General features: G+C 76.3%; 15 protein-coding genes. 7 read left to right on the top strand and 8 right to left on the bottom strand.

The features are described from left to right. The first annotated feature begins 1 nt into the window (after position 1). A complete protein-coding gene (locus ACFVN3_RS12820; protein ID WP_378233231.1) occupies positions 2-2,275 on the top strand; it encodes a penicillin acylase family protein in 2,274 nt (757 codons plus the stop codon). Continuing rightward, the gene (locus ACFVN3_RS12815) at positions 2,272-2,982 is read left to right on the top strand and encodes a GNAT family N-acetyltransferase (protein ID WP_378233230.1); all 711 of its coding nucleotides are present in this window, start codon (positions 2,272-2,274) and stop codon (positions 2,980-2,982) included. The genes ACFVN3_RS12820 and ACFVN3_RS12815 overlap by 4 nt, the downstream gene beginning before the upstream one ends. A gap of 52 nt (positions 2,983-3,034) precedes the next feature. Here the strand turns inward: ACFVN3_RS12815 and ACFVN3_RS12810 are convergent, their stop codons facing one another. The 4 genes from ACFVN3_RS12810 to ACFVN3_RS12795 all read right to left on the bottom strand — a co-directional run bounded on the left by ACFVN3_RS12810 (position 3,035) and on the right by ACFVN3_RS12795 (position 6,297). After that, a complete protein-coding gene (locus ACFVN3_RS12810) occupies positions 3,035-3,397 on the bottom strand; it encodes an ACT domain-containing protein (RefSeq protein WP_378233229.1) in 363 nt (120 codons plus the stop codon). An 86-nt stretch (positions 3,398-3,483) separates the two neighbouring features. After that, positions 3,484-4,593 (bottom strand): NAD(P)/FAD-dependent oxidoreductase, encoded by a 1,110-nt coding sequence (locus ACFVN3_RS12805; protein WP_378233228.1) that lies wholly within the window; start codon positions 4,591-4,593, stop codon positions 3,484-3,486. Between the two features lie 10 nt (positions 4,594-4,603). After that, positions 4,604-5,164 carry an isoprenylcysteine carboxyl methyltransferase family protein gene (locus ACFVN3_RS12800; RefSeq protein WP_378233227.1) on the bottom strand — a complete coding sequence of 187 codons (561 nt, stop codon included), beginning with the start codon at positions 5,162-5,164 and terminating at the stop codon, positions 4,604-4,606. Next, positions 5,161-6,297, bottom strand: coding sequence for a type III polyketide synthase (locus tag ACFVN3_RS12795; RefSeq protein ID WP_378233226.1), 1,137 nt, complete (start codon positions 6,295-6,297; stop codon positions 5,161-5,163). The genes ACFVN3_RS12800 and ACFVN3_RS12795 overlap by 4 nt, the downstream gene beginning before the upstream one ends. A 106-nt stretch (positions 6,298-6,403) precedes the next feature. Between ACFVN3_RS12795 and ACFVN3_RS12790 the strand changes: the two genes are divergently transcribed. Next, complete coding sequence (locus ACFVN3_RS12790) at positions 6,404-7,255, top strand: UbiA family prenyltransferase (RefSeq protein ID WP_378233225.1); 852 nt, start codon at positions 6,404-6,406, stop codon at positions 7,253-7,255. Positions 7,256-7,297: 42 nt separating this feature from the next. On the opposite strand, the gene ACFVN3_RS12785 is transcribed toward ACFVN3_RS12790, so the two are convergent. From ACFVN3_RS12785 to ACFVN3_RS12775, 3 genes are all read right to left on the bottom strand, one after another. Continuing rightward, positions 7,298-8,158, bottom strand: coding sequence for a family 1 encapsulin nanocompartment shell protein (locus ACFVN3_RS12785; protein WP_244286154.1), 861 nt, complete (start codon positions 8,156-8,158; stop codon positions 7,298-7,300). Continuing rightward, positions 8,155-9,267 (bottom strand): Dyp-type peroxidase, encoded by a 1,113-nt coding sequence (locus tag ACFVN3_RS12780; RefSeq protein WP_378233224.1) that lies wholly within the window; start codon positions 9,265-9,267, stop codon positions 8,155-8,157. The genes ACFVN3_RS12785 and ACFVN3_RS12780 overlap by 4 nt, the downstream gene beginning before the upstream one ends. Positions 9,268-9,334: 67 nt before the next feature. Next, positions 9,335-10,279, bottom strand: a complete 945-nt coding sequence (locus ACFVN3_RS12775) for a LysR family transcriptional regulator (protein ID WP_378233223.1) — start codon at positions 10,277-10,279, stop codon at positions 9,335-9,337. Between the two features lie 94 nt (positions 10,280-10,373). On the opposite strand from ACFVN3_RS12775, the gene ACFVN3_RS12770 reads away from it, so the two are divergent. Together ACFVN3_RS12770 and ACFVN3_RS12765 are read left to right on the top strand one after the other, a co-directional pair. After that, positions 10,374-11,354 carry a threonine/serine dehydratase gene (locus ACFVN3_RS12770; RefSeq protein ID WP_378233222.1) on the top strand — a complete coding sequence of 327 codons (981 nt, stop codon included), beginning with the start codon at positions 10,374-10,376 and terminating at the stop codon, positions 11,352-11,354. Positions 11,355-11,420: 66 nt separating this feature from the next. Beyond that, the gene (locus tag ACFVN3_RS12765; protein WP_378233221.1) at positions 11,421-12,041 is read left to right on the top strand and encodes an L-threonylcarbamoyladenylate synthase; all 621 of its coding nucleotides are present in this window, start codon (positions 11,421-11,423) and stop codon (positions 12,039-12,041) included. Positions 12,042-12,078: 37 nt separating this feature from the next. Here ACFVN3_RS12765 and ACFVN3_RS12760 read toward each other — a convergent pair whose 3' ends face one another. Beyond that, complete coding sequence (locus ACFVN3_RS12760) at positions 12,079-13,617, bottom strand: lipase maturation factor family protein (RefSeq protein WP_378233220.1); 1,539 nt, start codon at positions 13,615-13,617, stop codon at positions 12,079-12,081. A 94-nt stretch (positions 13,618-13,711) separates the two neighbouring features. On the opposite strand from ACFVN3_RS12760, the gene ACFVN3_RS12755 reads away from it, so the two are divergent. Together ACFVN3_RS12755 and ACFVN3_RS12750 are read left to right on the top strand one after the other, a co-directional pair. Next, a complete protein-coding gene (locus tag ACFVN3_RS12755; protein WP_378233219.1) occupies positions 13,712-15,133 on the top strand; it encodes a UTP--glucose-1-phosphate uridylyltransferase in 1,422 nt (473 codons plus the stop codon). Between the two features lie 45 nt (positions 15,134-15,178). Next, positions 15,179-15,979, top strand: coding sequence for a hypothetical protein (locus tag ACFVN3_RS12750; RefSeq protein WP_378233217.1), 801 nt, complete (start codon positions 15,179-15,181; stop codon positions 15,977-15,979). The last annotated feature ends 16 nt before the right edge of the window (positions 15,980-15,995 follow it).

The raw sequence follows: 15,995 nt of genomic DNA, 5'->3' as shown, positions 1-15,995 counted from the left end.
CGTGGTCGTCACGGGCGTGCCGGACGTCCCGCCCGGCGGGTTCACCGTGCACCGCGACGCGTGGGGCGTGCCGCACGTGCGCGCAGCCGACGAGCTCGCGCTCGCGCGCGGCCAGGGGTACGTCACCGCGCTCGACCGCGGCTGGCAGATCGAGGTCGACCGGTGGCGGGCCGAGGGACGCCTCGCCGAACGACTCGGCGAGCCCGGCCTCGGCTGGGACCGGTTCGCCCACCGCGTCCGCCTCGCCGACACCGCGCGCCGCGCCTACGCGGCGCTCGCGGACGACGACCGCGCCTGGGTCGACGCGTACACCGCGGGCGTCAACGAGGGCCTGGCCCGGGGGCGCGACGTGCCCGAGCTGCACGCGCTCGCGGACCCGGCGTGGCCCGGCGGGGGCGACCTGCCGCCGCACGAGCCGTGGCCCGCGTGGGCGCCGCTTGGCGTGTTCCTCGTCGCGCACGTCCTCTTCTCCGGCTTCCCGCACGTGCTGTGGCGCGACCACGTCGCCCGCACGCTCGGGGCTGCCGTCGCACGGGCGCGGCCCGACGTGCCGCTCGCCGACGTGCTCGACCTGCTCGGCGTGGATGGCGGACCCGGCTCGGGGTCGAACGCGTGGGCGCTCGCGGGCGCGCGCACCCGGAGCGGGGCGCCGCTGCTCGCGGGCGACCCGCACCGCCTGCTCGAGCTGCCGGGGGTCTACCAGCAGGTGCGCCTCGCGTGCGACGACTACGACGTCGTGGGCCTCGCGTTCCCCGGCGTCCCCGGGATCCCGCACTTCGGCCACGCCGGTGCTGCGGCCTGGGGCGTCACGAACGCGATGGCGCACCACGTCGACGTCGTCGCCGAGCGCCTGCGCCGGACGGCCGACGGTGGGGTCGAGGCGCTCGGGCCGGACGGTCCGGAGCCGGCGGACGTCGTCGTCGCCACGGTCCGCGTGCGCGCCGCCGGTGGGCCCGTGAAGCACCGGGTGGAGACGGTCGAGACGGCGCGGGGCGTCGTCGTGACCGGTGGTCCGGAGGACCCCGACCGCACGTTCGCGGTCCGCCTGCCCGCGCGCGTCGACGCCGACCTCGGCGTCGCCGCGTGGCGACGGCTGCTGCGCGCCCGCACGGCGCGCGACGTCACGGACGCGTTCGCGACGTGGGTCGACCCGGTGGACCGCGTGCTCGCGGTGGACCGCGGCACCGTGCTGTCCGTCACCGCGGGTCGCGTGCCGGACCGGGACCCGGCCGAGCGTGCGCTGCCCCTGCCCGCGTGGACCGACGTCGCCCGGGCCCGCCCGTGGGTCGTGCCGCCCGCGCCGGTGGTCGTCGAGGACGTCGCCGTCGACGCGAACGAGCGCCCCGCGCGCCCGGGTGTCGACCTCGGCCACACCTACGCACCGCCGCACCGCGCGCGGCACCTCCGCGCGCTGCTCGACGCGGCCGGGGACGACGGGACGGCCGCGGACCAGGCGCGCGTGCACGGGGACACGCTGCTCGGGGGCGCCGGCGACCTGCTGCGCTGGCTCGACGAGGCCACGGACGACGACGTCGCCGAGGGCGCGATGCGCACGCTCCGGGACGACCCGGGTGCGCGCGAACCCGCGTCGGTGCGCGCCGCACGCAGCCTGCGCGCGTGGGACCGCCGCATGGACGCGGACAGCGTGGACGCCGCCCTGTTCGCCGCGTGGCGCGCCGCGCTCGCGCGCCGGGTCGCCGCGCACCCGGCGCTCGCGCCCCTGCACGTGCCGCACGGGCTCGATCCGGTCTTCGCCCCGTGGCTCTCGGTCACGGCGCGCGTCGCGGACGCGCTGCCGGCACTGCTCGGTGCTGACTGGCTGGGGATCGACGGTGCGAGCGAGGCGTGGGGCGCGCTGGGCGACGTCGTCCGCGGGCTCGCGGACGCGGACGACCACGACGGGAGGGACCCGAGGCCGACGGACGCCGCGCCCGTGTGGGGCGACACCCACCGCGTCCTCGGCCTGCACGTGCTGCTCGACGTGCCGGGCGCGGCGTCGCCGCGCGTGCCGTCGCTGCCGCTCGGCGGGGACACGGACACCGTGCGCTGCACCGCGAGCGTGCCCGGGATCAGCGACGTGTGCGTGCGCGGGTCGGTCGCGCGCTGGGTGTGGGACCTCGCCGACCGGGACGCGAGCCGCTGGGGCGTGCCGTTCGGCGCGAGCGGGGACCCGCGCTCGCCGCACTTCGCCGACCAGCTCGCCGCCTGGGCCGACGCCGAGACCGTGCCCGTCGTGACCGACTGGACCCTGCTGCGCCACGAGGAGACCCGATGACGACCCCCGCAAGGACCGCGACCCGCGCCGACGTGCCGACCGGACCGGGTGGCGAGGCCGACCTCCCCGTGCCCGCTGCCGACGTCGCTCGCACGGGGAGCGGGCGGCTCCTGACGGGGGCGCCAGGCGAGCTCCTGCTGACCCACGACGCCCCGGGCGGCGGCCGGCTGACGCTGCGCGTCCTCGACCCCGACGCCGACCTCGACGTGCTGCACGACTGGGTGACCCAGCCGGGGGCGCGCTTCTGGGGACTCGCGGAGCTGTCCCGGGAGGAGCTGCGCGACCTGTACGCGTACGTCGGCTCCCTGCCCACGCACCACGCGTTCCTCGTGCGGTGGGACGATACGCCCGTCGCGCTGCTGCAGACGTACGAGCCGGAGCACGACCCGGTCGGCGCGGCGTACCCGGCGCGCCCCGGCGACGTCGGCGCGCACTTCCTGCTCGGGGGGAGGGGGCCCCGCGGGGCGGACCTGTGGGGCGCCGTCGGCCCGTTGCTCGTCGCGTTCTGCTTCGCCGACGCGCGCGTGGACCGTGTCGTCGTGGAGCCGGACGCAGCGAACGCGCGCGCCCACGCCCGGATGCGCGCGCTCGGCTTCGAGGTCGCGGACCGCGTGCGCGTCGGGGAGAAGGACGCGGTCCTGGCGTTCCTCACCCGCGAGCGCGCCGCCGACCTCCTCACGGCCGCTGCGGAGGTCTCGCGCGACTGACGCGGGACCCCGGGAGCGCCGTCCCGCGGGACTGCCACGGCGCACGCGGGTCTCAGCGAGGTCCGGCGACGGTGTGACCGGCGTCGCGCAGCGCGCGCGTGGCCGGGTCGAGGTGCGCCTCGGGCACGAGCACGAGGTCGGCGTGGAACGTGGACGCGACGAAGACGGGGATGCCCGCCTCGGCGAGCGGGCCGACGACCGACGCGAGGACGCCCGTCGTCTCCAGCCCGTGGGCCGAGCCGTAGAACCCGGCCCACCGCTCGGCGTCGTCGAAGGGCGACGCGTGGCGCACGACCGTGAGCCCCTCGGGTGCGCGCACGAGCGCGACCCACTCGTCGTCCTCGGGGAACGTGGCACCGGGGACGTGCCCGAGGAGGAAGCGGTCGGGGACGACGTGCAGGTCGAGCGAGGTCATGGGCGGCACCGTAGCCGCTCGCGCCCACACGGCCGCCGCCGCTCCGCGGGCGTCGCGCACGGGGACGCGCTGGGAGCGCGCCGCGGTCAGCGCGCGAGGCGCTCGACGACCGCGCCGTAGAGCCACGGGGCGGCGCTCGCCGCGGGCACGATCGCGCCGCGGGCGGGGCTGCCCGCCCAGGCGAGCAGCCCGGTCGTCAGGACGCGGTAGTCGCGCGTCGCGCGCGACCACGCCCGCTCGTACGCCGCCGCGTCGTCGAGGTGCCGCACGGCGGCGTCCGCCTGGGCGAGCCCGACGCGCACGCCCTCGCCCGTGAGCGCGTCGACGTACCCGGACGCGTCGCCGACGAGGCGCACCCGCCCGGCCGTGCGCCGTCGGGCGCGCTGGCGCAGGGGCCCGGCGCCGCGCACGCGCCCCACCACGGGGGCGTCGCGCAGCCGGTCCGCGAGCTCGGGGAACGCGTCGAGCCCCGCCGAGGCGCCGTCGTCCCCCCGTGCCGCGGTCGCGTCGCCGCGGCGCGCCAGCACGGCGATGCCCACGACGTTGGGCGCGACGGGCGTCACGTACGCCTCGGCGTGCGGGGCCCAGTGCACCTCGACGAGGTCGCTCCACGGCGCCGTGCGGTAGTGGGTGCGCAGCCCGAACCGGGCGCGGCCGCGCGCGGGGACGCCGAGCCCGGTCAGGCGCCGCACCGTGGAGTGCAGCCCGTCGCACCCGAGCACCCAGGACGCGCGCACGAGCGTGCGCGGGCCGCCCGCGTCCTGGTCGTCGTGGTGCGCGGCGCCGTGCGAGGTGTCGAGCGCGACGTCGACGCCGCGCGCGTCCTGGCTCAGCCCTCGGACGGTGGCCTGCTCGATCACGACGCCCTCGGCCAGCGCGCGCTCGCGCAGGGCCCCGTGCAGTGCGGTGCGCCGCACGCCGCGCCCCGGCCCGGCGGCGAACGAGTGGTCGGCGTGGCGGGTCGCGTCCCGGTAGCTGATGCCCGCGAGCCGGTGCCCGGGCGGGTCGACGCCGAGGTCGAGCACCGCGGCGAGCGCGCCGGGCAGCAGGCCCTCCCCGCACGCCTTGTCGATGACGCCTGCGCGCCGGTCGACCACGACGACCTCGCGCCCGGCCCGTCGTGCGTGCAGCGCGGCGGCCAGGCCGATGGGCCCGCCGCCCACGACGAGGACCTCGGTGCGCGCCGGGACGCTCACGGTGCGCCCGTCACGGCCGGGGGCGCGCCGAGCCGTCGGTGGACGCCCCCGGCGCGGTGGCGAGCGCGAGCGCGCGCTCCTCGGCCGGGATGCGGAACCGGGCCAGCAGCACCGCGTTGACGACGGTGAACACGAGCGCCGTGACCCAGCACGAGTGCACGAGCGGGAGGGCGAGGCCCTCGACGACGACCGCGACGTAGTTCGGGTGACGCAGCCACCGGTACGGACCTCGCGCCACGAGCGGGAGGCCGGGGACGACGATGACGCGCGTGTTCCACCGCGGCCCGAGCGTCGCGATGCACCACCAGCGCAGCCCCTGGCTCGCGAGCACGAGGGTGAGCATGGGCCAGCCCAGCCAGGGCAGGAACGGGCGGTCGGCGAGCCACGCCTCGGCGACGCACGCGAGCAGGAGCCCGGTGTGCAGGGCGACCATCGCGGGGAAGTGCCCCCGGCCCGACTCGACGCCGCCGCGCGCGAACGACCAGCGGGCGTTGCGCGCGGACACGACCAGCTCCGCGAGCCGCTCGACGGCGGTGGCGCCGACGAGCACGACGTACCAGGCGAGGCTCATCCGCGCGCCCCTGGGCGCGGCGCACCGCGACCGTCGAGGCGCAGGAGCACGAGCTCGGTGCTCACGCCCGGGCCGAAGGCCATGAGGACGGCGGGCGTGCCGGGCGGCGTGCGCTCGCGCCCGAGCGTCGCGGCGAGCACGTGCAGCACGGACGCCGACGAGAGGTTCCCGACGTCGCGCAGCGAGGCCCGGCTCAGCGCGAGGTCCTCCTCCGCGAGCCCCAGCGCGTCGCGCACCGCGTCCAGGACGCGCGGGCCGCCAGCGTGGACGACCCAGGCGCCGACGTCGGCCGGTTCGAGGTCGTGCTCGGCGAGGAGTGCCTTGACGTCCCCGAGCAGGTGCGCCCCGATGAGCTCGGGCAGGCGCGCGGACAGCACGATCTCGAACCCGGTGTCGCCCACGCGCCACCCCAGGTCGCCGGTGGTGCCGGGGTGCAGGTGCGAGCGCGAGTCGACGACGCGTGCCCCTCGCGCTCGCCCGCCGTCGGCCGCTGGACGGCCGTACGGGCCAGGCCGCCGCGCGAGCGGGTGCTCGTCTCCCACGAGGACGGCCGCCGCTGCGCTGTCGCCGAACAGGCCCGACGCGACGAGGTTCGCCGTCGACGGGTCGCCGCGCTGCAGCGTCAGGGAGCACAGCTCGACCGCGACGAGGAGCGCGACGTCGCGCGGCCGCCCGCGCAGCAGGTCGTCCGCCCGGGCGAGCCCCGCCGCGCCCCCGGCGCACCCCCACCCGAACGACGGCGTGCGCCGCACGTCGGTGCGCAGGCCGAGCCGGGCCGCCACGAGGACGTCGAGCGAGGGCGCGCCGACGCCCGTGACGGTCGTCAGCACGACGTGGTCCACCTCGTCGGCGCGCAGCCCCGCGTCGTCGAGCGCGGCACGGCACGCCCGCTCCGCGAGGTCGGTGCCGAGCGCGAGGAACGCGTCGTTGGCCGACCCGAACGTCAGTCCGCCGTAGTCCTCGATCGGCAGCGCGAGGTGCCGGGTCTCGACGCCCGCGTGGGCGTGCAGGCGGCGCGTGAGCGCACGTCGCACCGGGTCGTCGGTGAGCAGCTCGCTCGTGACCCGGGAGATCTCGTCCTGGCGGTACGCATGGTCGGGAAGGGAGGTCCCGACGGCGACGACGCGCGACATGCCCGCATCGTCCCACCGGCCCGGTCGGCCCGCGCGGGGGAGGGGCCGATGGCGGACAGGGCTCCGGTGCCGGGCGCGGGGCCCGCCGCCGGGCTAGGTTGCCGCCATGGTGACCGGTCGCCCGCGGGGGCTCGTGCGGGGGCTGGTCGTCGCGAGCCACTTCCCGCCGACCGTGATGGTCACCGCGTTCGCGCTCGCGCTCTCGGCCGGGATCGGCGCGGGCGCACGCACGACGAAGCTCGTCGCGCTCGCGGTCCTCGCCGGCCAGCTCTCCGTCGGGTGGAGCAACGACTGGCTCGACGCGCGCCGAGACCTCGCGGTCGGGCGCGCGGACAAGCCCGTCGTGACCGGCCTGGTGACGCCCGCTGCCCTGCGCACCGCGGCGTGCGTCGCCCTCGGCGCCTGCGTGGTGCTCTCGTTCGCGACGGGCGTGGTGCCGGGACTGGTGCATGTCGTCGCGGTCGCGAGCGCGTGGTCGTACAACGCGGTGCTCAAGTCGACGTGGTGGTCGTGGGCCCCGTACGCGCTCTCGTTCGGGCTGCTCGCGGTGTTCGTCGTGCTCGCAGCGCCCGGGGACGGGCGGCCCGCGCCGTGGGCGGCGGCGGCCGCGGCGCTGCTCGGCGTGGGCGCGCACGTCGCGAACACCCTGCCCGACCTGGAGGACGACGCCGCGACCGGGGTGCGCGGCCTGCCGCACCGGCTCGGGCGGCGCGCGAGCTCCGTGCTCGCGCCCGTGCTGCTCGGCGCGGCCGCGCTCCTCGTCGTGCTCGCACCGCCCGGGTCGCCGGGTGCCGCGGTCTGGGCGCTGGGCGGGGCGGCCGTCGTGCTCGCGGTGGCCGCCGGGCTCGTCGGCGTGGTGCGGCCGCGCAGCCGGGCCCCGTTCGCGCTGTCGATGGCGGTGGCGGCTGTGTGCGTCGTGCTGCTCGTGCTCGCGGCGCCCGCCGTCGTCGCGGGCTGAGCGGGCGGCGGCGGAGTCGTCTGACGCGCGCCGGTACGCGGGTCAGCGCGTGAGGTGGACGGACGCCTCGGCGGTGTAGGTCTGGAACGTGAGCGAGGCGAACAGGTAGAGGCGCACCTCGTCGGCGGTGTGGTCGAGGTAGCCGATCGACACGTCCTGCCCGATCGTCAGCTCGTGGTCGCCGCCGCGCGTGGTGAGCAGGTACCCGCCGCGCAGCGCGGGAGCCCACACGATGTCGCGCTGCACCATGCGCTCGAGCTGCTCGCGGATCGGGTACCCGTGGTCGCGCGTCTCGGACACCGCCGTGTACAGGTCGGCGTCGAGCACGAGCGCGTACGGGCCCTCCACCCCCGCGAGCCGCAGCTCGGTCTGCGCGGCGGCGACGGCGTCGGGCAGGTCGCGCGGGTCGGCGGGGACCGCGATCGGCGGGTTGTCCGACCCCGGACCGATGCCACGGATCCCCGCGGCCGCGTACCCCTCGAACACGGCGCGGTCCTCGGCGCGCGCGAGCGCGGTGGCCGCGTCCTTGACCGGCTGCCAGTCCGAGTCCTTCGAGCCGCGCGCGACGTCGTCGACCGCCTGCCGGGACACCGTGAACGGCACCTGGAGCTCCACGAGCGGCACGACGTCGCGCAGGCGCGCCCGGATGCCGTCGTGCGGCGCCTCGACGTCCGTCACGTGGCCCGTGCGGGCGGACGCCGTGCCGAAGCCGAGCGGGCCCGTCACGTCGACCACGCGCCGCCCGGCCACGTTGCGCACGAACGTGCGCCGCGCCTCGTCGGCGATCTCCTCCCACGCCGCGTCCGTGACGGGCGCGAGCCAGCGGTGCAGGTTCGAGTCCCCGGGCGCGCCGGCGCCGCTCGTGGGGGCGACCGAGCCCAGGTCCGGTTCCGAGGTGCTCACGACGGCTCTCCCTTCAGCGACCCGATCGCGAGGGAGCCGACGGGCGCGGTGGTGGCGGGTTCGACAGGTTCCGTGATCGCGGGACCCGGGTCGGCGGGCGTGCCCTGCCCGACGGCGTCCGGGGCGTCGTCGGCGAGCGACTCGAGCAGGTCGAGCGAGGGGACGAAGAACGACGTCCCCGTCAGCGCGGTCGACACGTCGAGGATGTGGTCGTACCGTCCCGGCGGGCTCCCCACGAACATGTTGTCCAGCATGCGCTCCACGACGCCGACGTCCGCGGCGTACGCGATGTAGTAGGTGCCGAACTCGCCCGTGGACGGGTCGCCGAACGCCATGTTGTCGCGCAGGATGTCGCGCTCGGTGCCGTCGTCCTCGACGATCGTGTTCAGCGACACGTGCGAGTCCGGGGGCTGCACGTCGTCCGCGAGCTCGACGTCGTCGAGCTTGGTCCGCCCGATGATGCGCTCCTGCGCCTCGACGGGCAGCGCACCCCACGCCGCGAGGTCGTGCACGTACTTCTGCACGACGACGTGGCTGCCGCCCGCGAACGGACCGTCCGGGACGATCGCGGCGCCCGCGGCCGACCGTCCCGTCGGGTTCTCGGTGCCGTCGACGAAGCCGAGCAGGTCGCGCGAGTCGAAGTAGCGGAAGCCCGTCACGTGGTCGTCGACGCGCACCGCGTCGCCGAGCGCGGCCATGATCTGCCGGGTGAGCTCGAACGTGAGGTCGGCCCGGTCGGCCCGGACGTGGAACAGCACGTCGCCGGGAGTCGACGGCGCGTCGTGCACCGCGCCCTGCACGGCGCGGAACGGGTGCAGCCCCTCGGGCCGCGGCGCCCCGGGCGGGCGCACCGCGTCCCAGAACGCGGACCCCAGCCCGACGACGCACGTCAGGCCCGCGGCCGACTGGCGGAACCCCACCGCGCGCACCAGGTCGTTGACCGACGACGCGACGTCCAGCAGGCGCTCGCGCGACCCGGGCGACCCCGTGGCGCTGACGACGAGGAAGACGGCGGACTCGGTGAGCCCGCCCAGGACGGGCTGCGGCTCGGGCACGTCGGCCGGTACGGCGATGCTCGCGCCGGTCCCCTGGGTCGTGTTCTGCGGCACGAGGCGAGCGTGCCACGCGCCGCGCGGGAGCGCACTCGCGCCAGGTGACGGGAGCCGGTCGCCCGCGTCAGCGCGAGGCCCGGACGAGCCCGTCGACGACGGCCGTCGCGCCGGGCGAGGGACGTTCCCCGTAGGTGACCGCGAGCACTCGCCGCGCCGCACCCGGCAGGGCCTGCGCGCGCACGCGCGCGTCCCGGTGAGCACGCAGCGCCAGGGCAGGCAGCAGCGACACCCCGACGCCCGACCCGACGAGGGCCTGCACCGCGACGTAGTCGTCCGTCTCGAACGCGATCCGGGGTGTGAAGCCCTCCCGTTCGCAACGGCCCACCAGGTCGGCCCGGCACCGCTCGCAGCCCGCGATCCAGTCCGCGTCGGAGAGCGCCGCGAGGTCGCCCGGCACGGCCGAGGGGCCCTGGTCCTCCTCGCCGGCGCCGGTCACGACCTCCGCGGCGTCGATCCGGCCGCCGTCGCGATCGGGGCGACCAGCAGCCGGGCGCACGAGGAACAGGTCCTCGTCGAGCACGCGCACCGCGCGCAGTCCCTCCGCGTCGACGGGGGAGCGATCGTGCTCGAACACCAGCGCCACGTCCACCGCGCCACGCCGCAGCGCATCCAGCGCCTCCGGTGGCTCCGCCTCCACCAGCCCCACGCCCAGGCCCGGATGGTCCCGCGCGAGCCGCGCCACGACGTCGGGCACCAGCGTCGCCAGCGCCGACGGGAACGCCGCCAGGCGCACCCGGCCCGCCGAGAGCGACACCAGCGCGTCCAGCTCGTCCCGCGCCGCGCCCACGCGCCCCAGGATCTCCTCCGCCCGCGCGGCGAGGAGCCGCCCCGCCGCGGTCAGGCGCACCCCGCGCCCGTGCCGCTCCAGCAGCGGCACGCCGACCTCCGCCTCCAGGCGCGCCAGGTGGTGGCTCACCGACGGCTGCGCGTAGTGCAGCGACCGCGCCGCCGCCGTCACCGACCCCTCGCGCGCCACCGCCGCCAGCACGCGCAGCCGCGTCAGGTCCATCTCGACTCCCGCACCTGGAAAGCATAGATCCGATCGATCGATCCACTCAGAACAGGCATTGGACCTATGGGATGGCACGCGGCACCGTGGATCCATGGCTCCCGCAGACCTCGCCCCGCCCACGATGCGCGACGTCCTCGACGCCCGCCGCCTCCTCGCCGCGCACCTCGACCCCACGCCCGCGCGCACCTACGCCGCGCTCGACTGCGCCACCGGGGCGAACCTCGTCGTCAAGCACGAGAACCTCCAGCCCACCGGGGCGTTCAAGGTCCGCGGCGCCCTCAACCTCCTCCAGCGCCTCGCCCCCGACGAGCGCGCCCGCGGCGTCACCGCCTTCTCCACCGGCAACCACGCCCAGGCCGTCGCCTACGCCGCCCGCACCACCGCCACCCCCTGCACCATCGTCATGCCCACCGACCCCAACCCCACCAAGGCCGACGCCGTGCGCGACCTCGGCGCCGACCTCGTCCTCGCCGGCGCCACGTTCGACGACGCGCGCGAGCACGCCACGGCGCTCGCGGCCGACGACGGTTCCCGCCTCGTCAGCGCCGCGAACGAGCCGCTCCTCGTCGCCGGCGTCGCGACCGCGTACCTCGAGCTGCTGGAACGTGCGCCCGACCTCGACGTGCTCGTGGTCCCGGTGGGCGGGGGCAGCGGCGCCGCGGCCGCGTGCCTCGTCGCCCGGGCGCTCGCCCCCGGACTCGAGGTCGTCGCCGTGCAGTCCGCGGCCTCGCCCGCCGCGCACGACTCCTGGCGCGCCGGGGACCTCCTCGCGCGGCCCAACGCCTCGCGGGCCGAAGGGCTCGCCACCGGCACCGGCTTCGCGCTCACCCAGGCGATGCTGCGCGCGCACCTCGCCGACTTCGTCCTCGTCGACGACGACGCGATCGACCGGGCGGCGGCGCTGTACCTCACCGCCGCGCACACCGTCGCCGAGGGCGCGGGCGCCGCGGCGCTCGCGGCCGTGCTCGCCGACCCGGAGAGGTTCGCCGGCCGTCGGGTCGGCGTCGTCTGCTCGGGCGGCAACGCGAGCCCGGCGGAGCTGCGGCGGTTAGCCGCGCACCTGCCGGCGTAACCGGGGTCGGCGGCACGCCGGGCACGAGCGCCGGTCACCCGCACGGCCGGGCCTAGGCTCGGAGCCATGGCCCGCTACCTCGACGTCCACCCCGACAACCCGCAGCCGCGCGCGATCGCGCAGGTCGTCGCCCTCCTCGAGGACGGTGGGCTCGTCGCCTACCCGACGGACTCCGGCTACGCCCTCGGGTGCCGCATGGACGACCGGGAGGGCGCCGACCGCATCCGCCGGATCCGCCACCTCGACGACCGGCACCACTTCACGCTCGTGTGCGCGGACTTCGCGCAGCTCGGCCACTTCGTCATGGTCGACAACTCCGCGTTCCGCTCCATCAAGGCCGCCACGCCCGGCCCGTACACGTTCATCCTGCGCGCGACGTCCGAGGTCCCGCGGCGCCTCGCCCACCCCAAGAAGAAGACCGTCGGCGTGCGCATCCCCGACGACACGGTCGCGCAGGCCATCGTCGCCGCGCTCGGCGAGCCCATCCTGTCGAGCTCGCTCATCCTCCCCGGCTCGGCCGAGGCGCTCACCGACGGGTGGGCGATCAAGGAGGAGCTCGACCACGTCGTCGACGCCGTCGTGGACGGCGGCGAGCGGGGCAGCGCGCCGACGACGGTCGTGGACTTCTCCGACGGCGCACCCGAGGTCGTCCGTGCGGGCGCGGGCGACCCGTCCCGCTTCGAGTAGGGCGCTGGCGGGGACCCGGAGCGAGCACGGTCCGGCGTCAGGCGCCCACGCCGAGAAGGTGGCGCAGCCGCGCGAGGTCGACCGGGTCGACGAGCGTGCCGCGCTCCTCGCGCACCCACCAGTCGCCCGAACGCCGACGCTCGTCGCGCGTCGAGTACCGGTAGCGGAAGACGCGGGCCCGCACCCACCGCGGGGCCGGGCCGGCGGGATCGTCCGCGAACGGGTCCGCCTCGACCAGACGCAGGGTCGGGCGGTCGGCCTCCAGGAGCCGGAGCAGCAGCACCTCGAACCACCGCGTGCCGGGCGACCCGAGCGCGAGGAACCACATCTGCCAGTCGAGCCGCAGGTGGTACGGCGCGACCTGCGGCGGGCGGCGCCCCACGTCGCCGGGCTTGCCGCGGAACGCGTACTCGACCCAGTCCTCCGGACCGGGGGAGCTGGCGGTCGACCCCTCGATCACGACCTCGTCCCGGCGCCGCGACACCGACCCGAACGCCCCGTACGCGTTCACGAGCCGGAACGGCTCGAAGCTCGCGTTCATGAGCTGGCGGCGCGCGACGAGGTTGCGCGCCGGGCGCACGCTCAGCACGAGCAGCAGCGCCGACACGCCCAGCACCGCCCCGACCAGGGCAGCCGGGCCGCCCAGGCCCGTCCCGCCGTCGGGCACCTGCTCGCCCGCTCCGAGCGCCGGGACCAGCCACGACCCCACCGCCGCCCACGCGTCGTCGTTCACCACCCCCAGCCCGAGCACGACCGTCAGCCAGTTCAGCCACGCGAAGTTCCCCGTCACCAGCAGCCACGCCTGCGTGAGCACCACGACACCACCCGCCACGCTCGCCACCGGCTGCGGCGCGAACAGCGCGAACGGCACGACGAGCTGCGTCACGTGGTTGCCCGCCACCTCCACCCGGTGCCACCACCGCGGCAGATGGTGCGCGTGCCACGAGAACGGGCCCGGCAGGGGCTGCGTCTCGTGGTGGTAGTTCAGGGCCGTGAGGTCCCGCCACGCCCGGTCGCCGCGGATCTTGATGAGCCCCGCGCCCAGCTCCACCCGGAACAAGCACCAGCGCGCCGCCAGCAGCACGAGCGCCGGGGGAGCGACGCCCCCGCCCGACGACCCCAGCCAACCCACGAGGAACGTCACCTCGCACAGCAGCGACTCCCAGCCGAACCCGTAGAACCGCTGCCCCACGTTCACCACCGACAGGTACGCCGCCCACAGGAGCACGAACGCGAGCGGCGTCACCCACCACGGGCCGCGCTGCGGCACCCCCACCACGAGCAGCCCCGCGAGCACCACCCCGCACCACGCCGTCCCCACCACGAACTGGTCCGAGCACCGCCACCGCAGCACGCTCGGCCCGTCCCGCCACGACGTGCGCGCCACGAACGCCCCCACCGGCAGCAGCCCACGCTCGCCCAGCAGCGGCCGCCACTGCCGCACCACCACGACGAACGCCACCACCAGCACCGCCGCCGTGCCCCGCTGGAGCACCTCGCGCGCCACGTCGTAGTCCGGTGCCCAGAACCACGACCCCAGCCACGTCTCCACGCGGCCGGGCCACCCGTCCGCCATCCCCCCACGGTATGCGTGTGACCCGCGTCTCACCCGAGCGCGCCGGGCCCCTGCCGCCCTGCCCCGAGCAGGGCCCCGCCCCTACGATCGAGCCATGAGCAGCCAGGGCCTCACCCAGTCCACCGACCGCATGCGCGACGCCGGAGTCGCCCCCGCCGCCATCGACGTCTTCACCCGCTTCTACCGGCTTCTCGAGTCCGGCGCGACCGGCATGATCCCCGAGGCGGACGTCGAGCCACTCACCGACGTCACCCACCGCGACGCGCTCGACGTCCCCGACGACGCCGCCCGCGACGCGCTCCAGCGCACCGCGATCATCAAGCTCAACGGCGGGCTCGGCACCTCCATGGGCATGGACCGCGCCAAGTCCCTCCTCACCGTGCGCGACGCCGACCCGCAGCGCCCCGACAGCGGCCCCCTCACCTTTCTCGACGTCATCGTCGCCCAGGTCCGCGCCGCCCGGCACGCCACCGGAGCACCCCTGCCCCTGCTCCTCATGAACTCGTTCCGCACCCAGGACGACACCCTCAGCGCGCTCGCCCCCCACGACGACCTCCCCGTCACCGGGCTCCCGCTCGACTTCCTCCAGAACCGCGAGCCCAAGCTCCGCGCCGACGACCTCACCCCCGTCGACTGGCCCGCCGACCCCGAGCTCGAGTGGTGCCCGCCCGGCCACGGCGACCTGTACACCGCCCTGTTCGCCTCCGGCGCCCTCCGCGCGCTGCTCGACGCCGGGTACCGCTACGCCAGCGTCTCCAACTCCGACAACCTCGGCGCCGCCCCCGACGCCGCCATGGCCGGCTGGTTCGCCGCCAGCGGCGCCCCCTTCGCCGCCGAGGTCGCCCGTCGCACCCCCGCCGACCGCAAGGGCGGCCACCTCGTCGTGCGCCGCAGCGACGGACGCCTCGTCCTGCGCGAGACCGCCCAGACCCCGCAGGACGACCAGGACGCCGCCGCCGACATCGGCCGGCACCGGTACTTCAACACCAACAACCTCTGGTTCGACCTCGAGGCGCTCGCGGCCGAGCTCGACCGTACCGGCGGCGTGCTCGAGCTCCCGCTCATCAAGAACACCAAGACCGTCGACCCGACCGACCCGTCGTCGCCCGAGGTCGTGCAGATCGAGTCCGCCATGGGCGCCGCCGTCGAGGTGTTCGACGGCGCCGTCGCCATCGAGGTGGGCCGCGACCGCTTCCTGCCCGTCAAGACGACGAACGACCTCCTCGTCCTGCGCTCCGACGTCTACGACCTCGACGACCGCTACCGGTTCGTCGCGCGGACCGACGCGCCGCTCGTCGACCTCGACCCGGCGTACTACAAGACCATCGCCGCGTTCGACGCCCGGTTCGACGACGGCACCCCGTCCCTGCGCGCGGCGCGCTCCCTCACGGTCCGGGGGGACTGGACCTTCGGCTCCGGAGTCACCGTGACCGGCGACGCCGAGCTCGCCGACCCGGGCGGCTCCTCGCGCGTCCCCGACGGCGCCGTCGTCGGCCCGGACGGGGTCAGCGACTGACGCCGAGGGAAAGGTGAACACTGCCCAACCTGGGAGGATGCCGTCATGATCTTCCTGGGCGCGCGCGTCACGCGGTGGCTGACCGACGTGCCGCAGCCAGGGCTGGTCGAGATCCAGCTCGACGATGTCGACGGGTGCACGCACCGCCTCGTCGAGAAGTCCGCGGTCGTCGACTCGACTGGAGTCGTCCGTCGTGATGGGAGATTCCCGATCGCTGTCGGCCTCGCCTGCCGACCTCGTACGCAGTACCCCGGACTCGACGCTCAGGGCAGGGTCAACGCCGTGGACTTGTCACCGTGGGGGATCGGTGACGATGACACGGTCTACGCGATCGGCCGAGAGAACCTGACCTGGGCGCCTCCGGCGGTGTACTCCGACCTCTCTGTCCGAGCCCGCCAGGCGGCGGGGCTCGTGACCTTTCGTCGCTGGCGAGCTTCCGTCGGGTTGTCCGCCTCCGAGCTCGACGCGCTCGAGGAGCACCTGTGGCAGTACGCGCTCGTCACCCCCGAGACGTTCGACGCGTGGCACGAGGCGGATCCCCTGACGGGACTGGCTTCGTCCGGGTCGCTACCTGCGCCGCTGCTCCGCTCGCTCGAAGCATCCGGCATCGATCCGGTGGAGCTCAGGTCGGTCATCGTCTCTCTCATCGAGATCACCTACGGCGGACTCTTCGGTCGGATCGAGAGCCGACGGTCGCTCAGCGAGCTGGCCACGGTGATCGCTTTCGCTCAGCGTCAAGGAGTCGCACCGGCCCCTGCCGACGCGTTCGCCGACTGCCTCTGGATCGACGACGACTGGGGTCGTCCCACCGAGTCGATCGTCAGCAGCTGGCGCGCTGTCGTGTAAGACCAGCGCGGGGGCG

This window comes from Cellulosimicrobium sp. NPDC057862 (assembly GCF_042797035.1).
Lineage (GTDB): Bacteria > Actinomycetota > Actinomycetes > Actinomycetales > Cellulomonadaceae > Cellulosimicrobium.
Note: the sequence above shows the minus strand (reverse complement) of the source record. Positions and strands in the feature narration are given on the sequence as shown.

What these genes read in the sequence shown, in the direction of transcription:
- ACFVN3_RS12795 (WP_378233226.1), bottom strand. Translation starts at nt 6,297, where the DNA reads ATGTCGCGCGTCGTCGCCGTCGGGACCTCCCTTCCCGACCATGCGTAC.
- ACFVN3_RS12775 (WP_378233223.1), bottom strand. Translation starts at nt 10,279, where the DNA reads ATGGACCTGACGCGGCTGCGCGTGCTGGCGGCGGTGGCGCGCGAGGGG.
- ACFVN3_RS12760 (WP_378233220.1), bottom strand. Translation starts at nt 13,617, where the DNA reads ATGGCGGACGGGTGGCCCGGCCGCGTGGAGACGTGGCTGGGGTCGTGG.
- ACFVN3_RS12800 (WP_378233227.1), bottom strand. Translation starts at nt 5,164, where the DNA reads ATGAGCCTCGCCTGGTACGTCGTGCTCGTCGGCGCCACCGCCGTCGAG.
- ACFVN3_RS12750 (WP_378233217.1), top strand. Translation starts at nt 15,179, where the DNA reads ATGATCTTCCTGGGCGCGCGCGTCACGCGGTGGCTGACCGACGTGCCG.
- ACFVN3_RS12815 (WP_378233230.1), top strand. Translation starts at nt 2,272, where the DNA reads ATGACGACCCCCGCAAGGACCGCGACCCGCGCCGACGTGCCGACCGGA.
- ACFVN3_RS12755 (WP_378233219.1), top strand. Translation starts at nt 13,712, where the DNA reads ATGAGCAGCCAGGGCCTCACCCAGTCCACCGACCGCATGCGCGACGCC.
- ACFVN3_RS12790 (WP_378233225.1), top strand. Translation starts at nt 6,404, where the DNA reads ATGGTGACCGGTCGCCCGCGGGGGCTCGTGCGGGGGCTGGTCGTCGCG.
- ACFVN3_RS12770 (WP_378233222.1), top strand. Translation starts at nt 10,374, where the DNA reads ATGGCTCCCGCAGACCTCGCCCCGCCCACGATGCGCGACGTCCTCGAC.
- ACFVN3_RS12765 (WP_378233221.1), top strand. Translation starts at nt 11,421, where the DNA reads ATGGCCCGCTACCTCGACGTCCACCCCGACAACCCGCAGCCGCGCGCG.
- ACFVN3_RS12810 (WP_378233229.1), bottom strand. Translation starts at nt 3,397, where the DNA reads ATGACCTCGCTCGACCTGCACGTCGTCCCCGACCGCTTCCTCCTCGGG.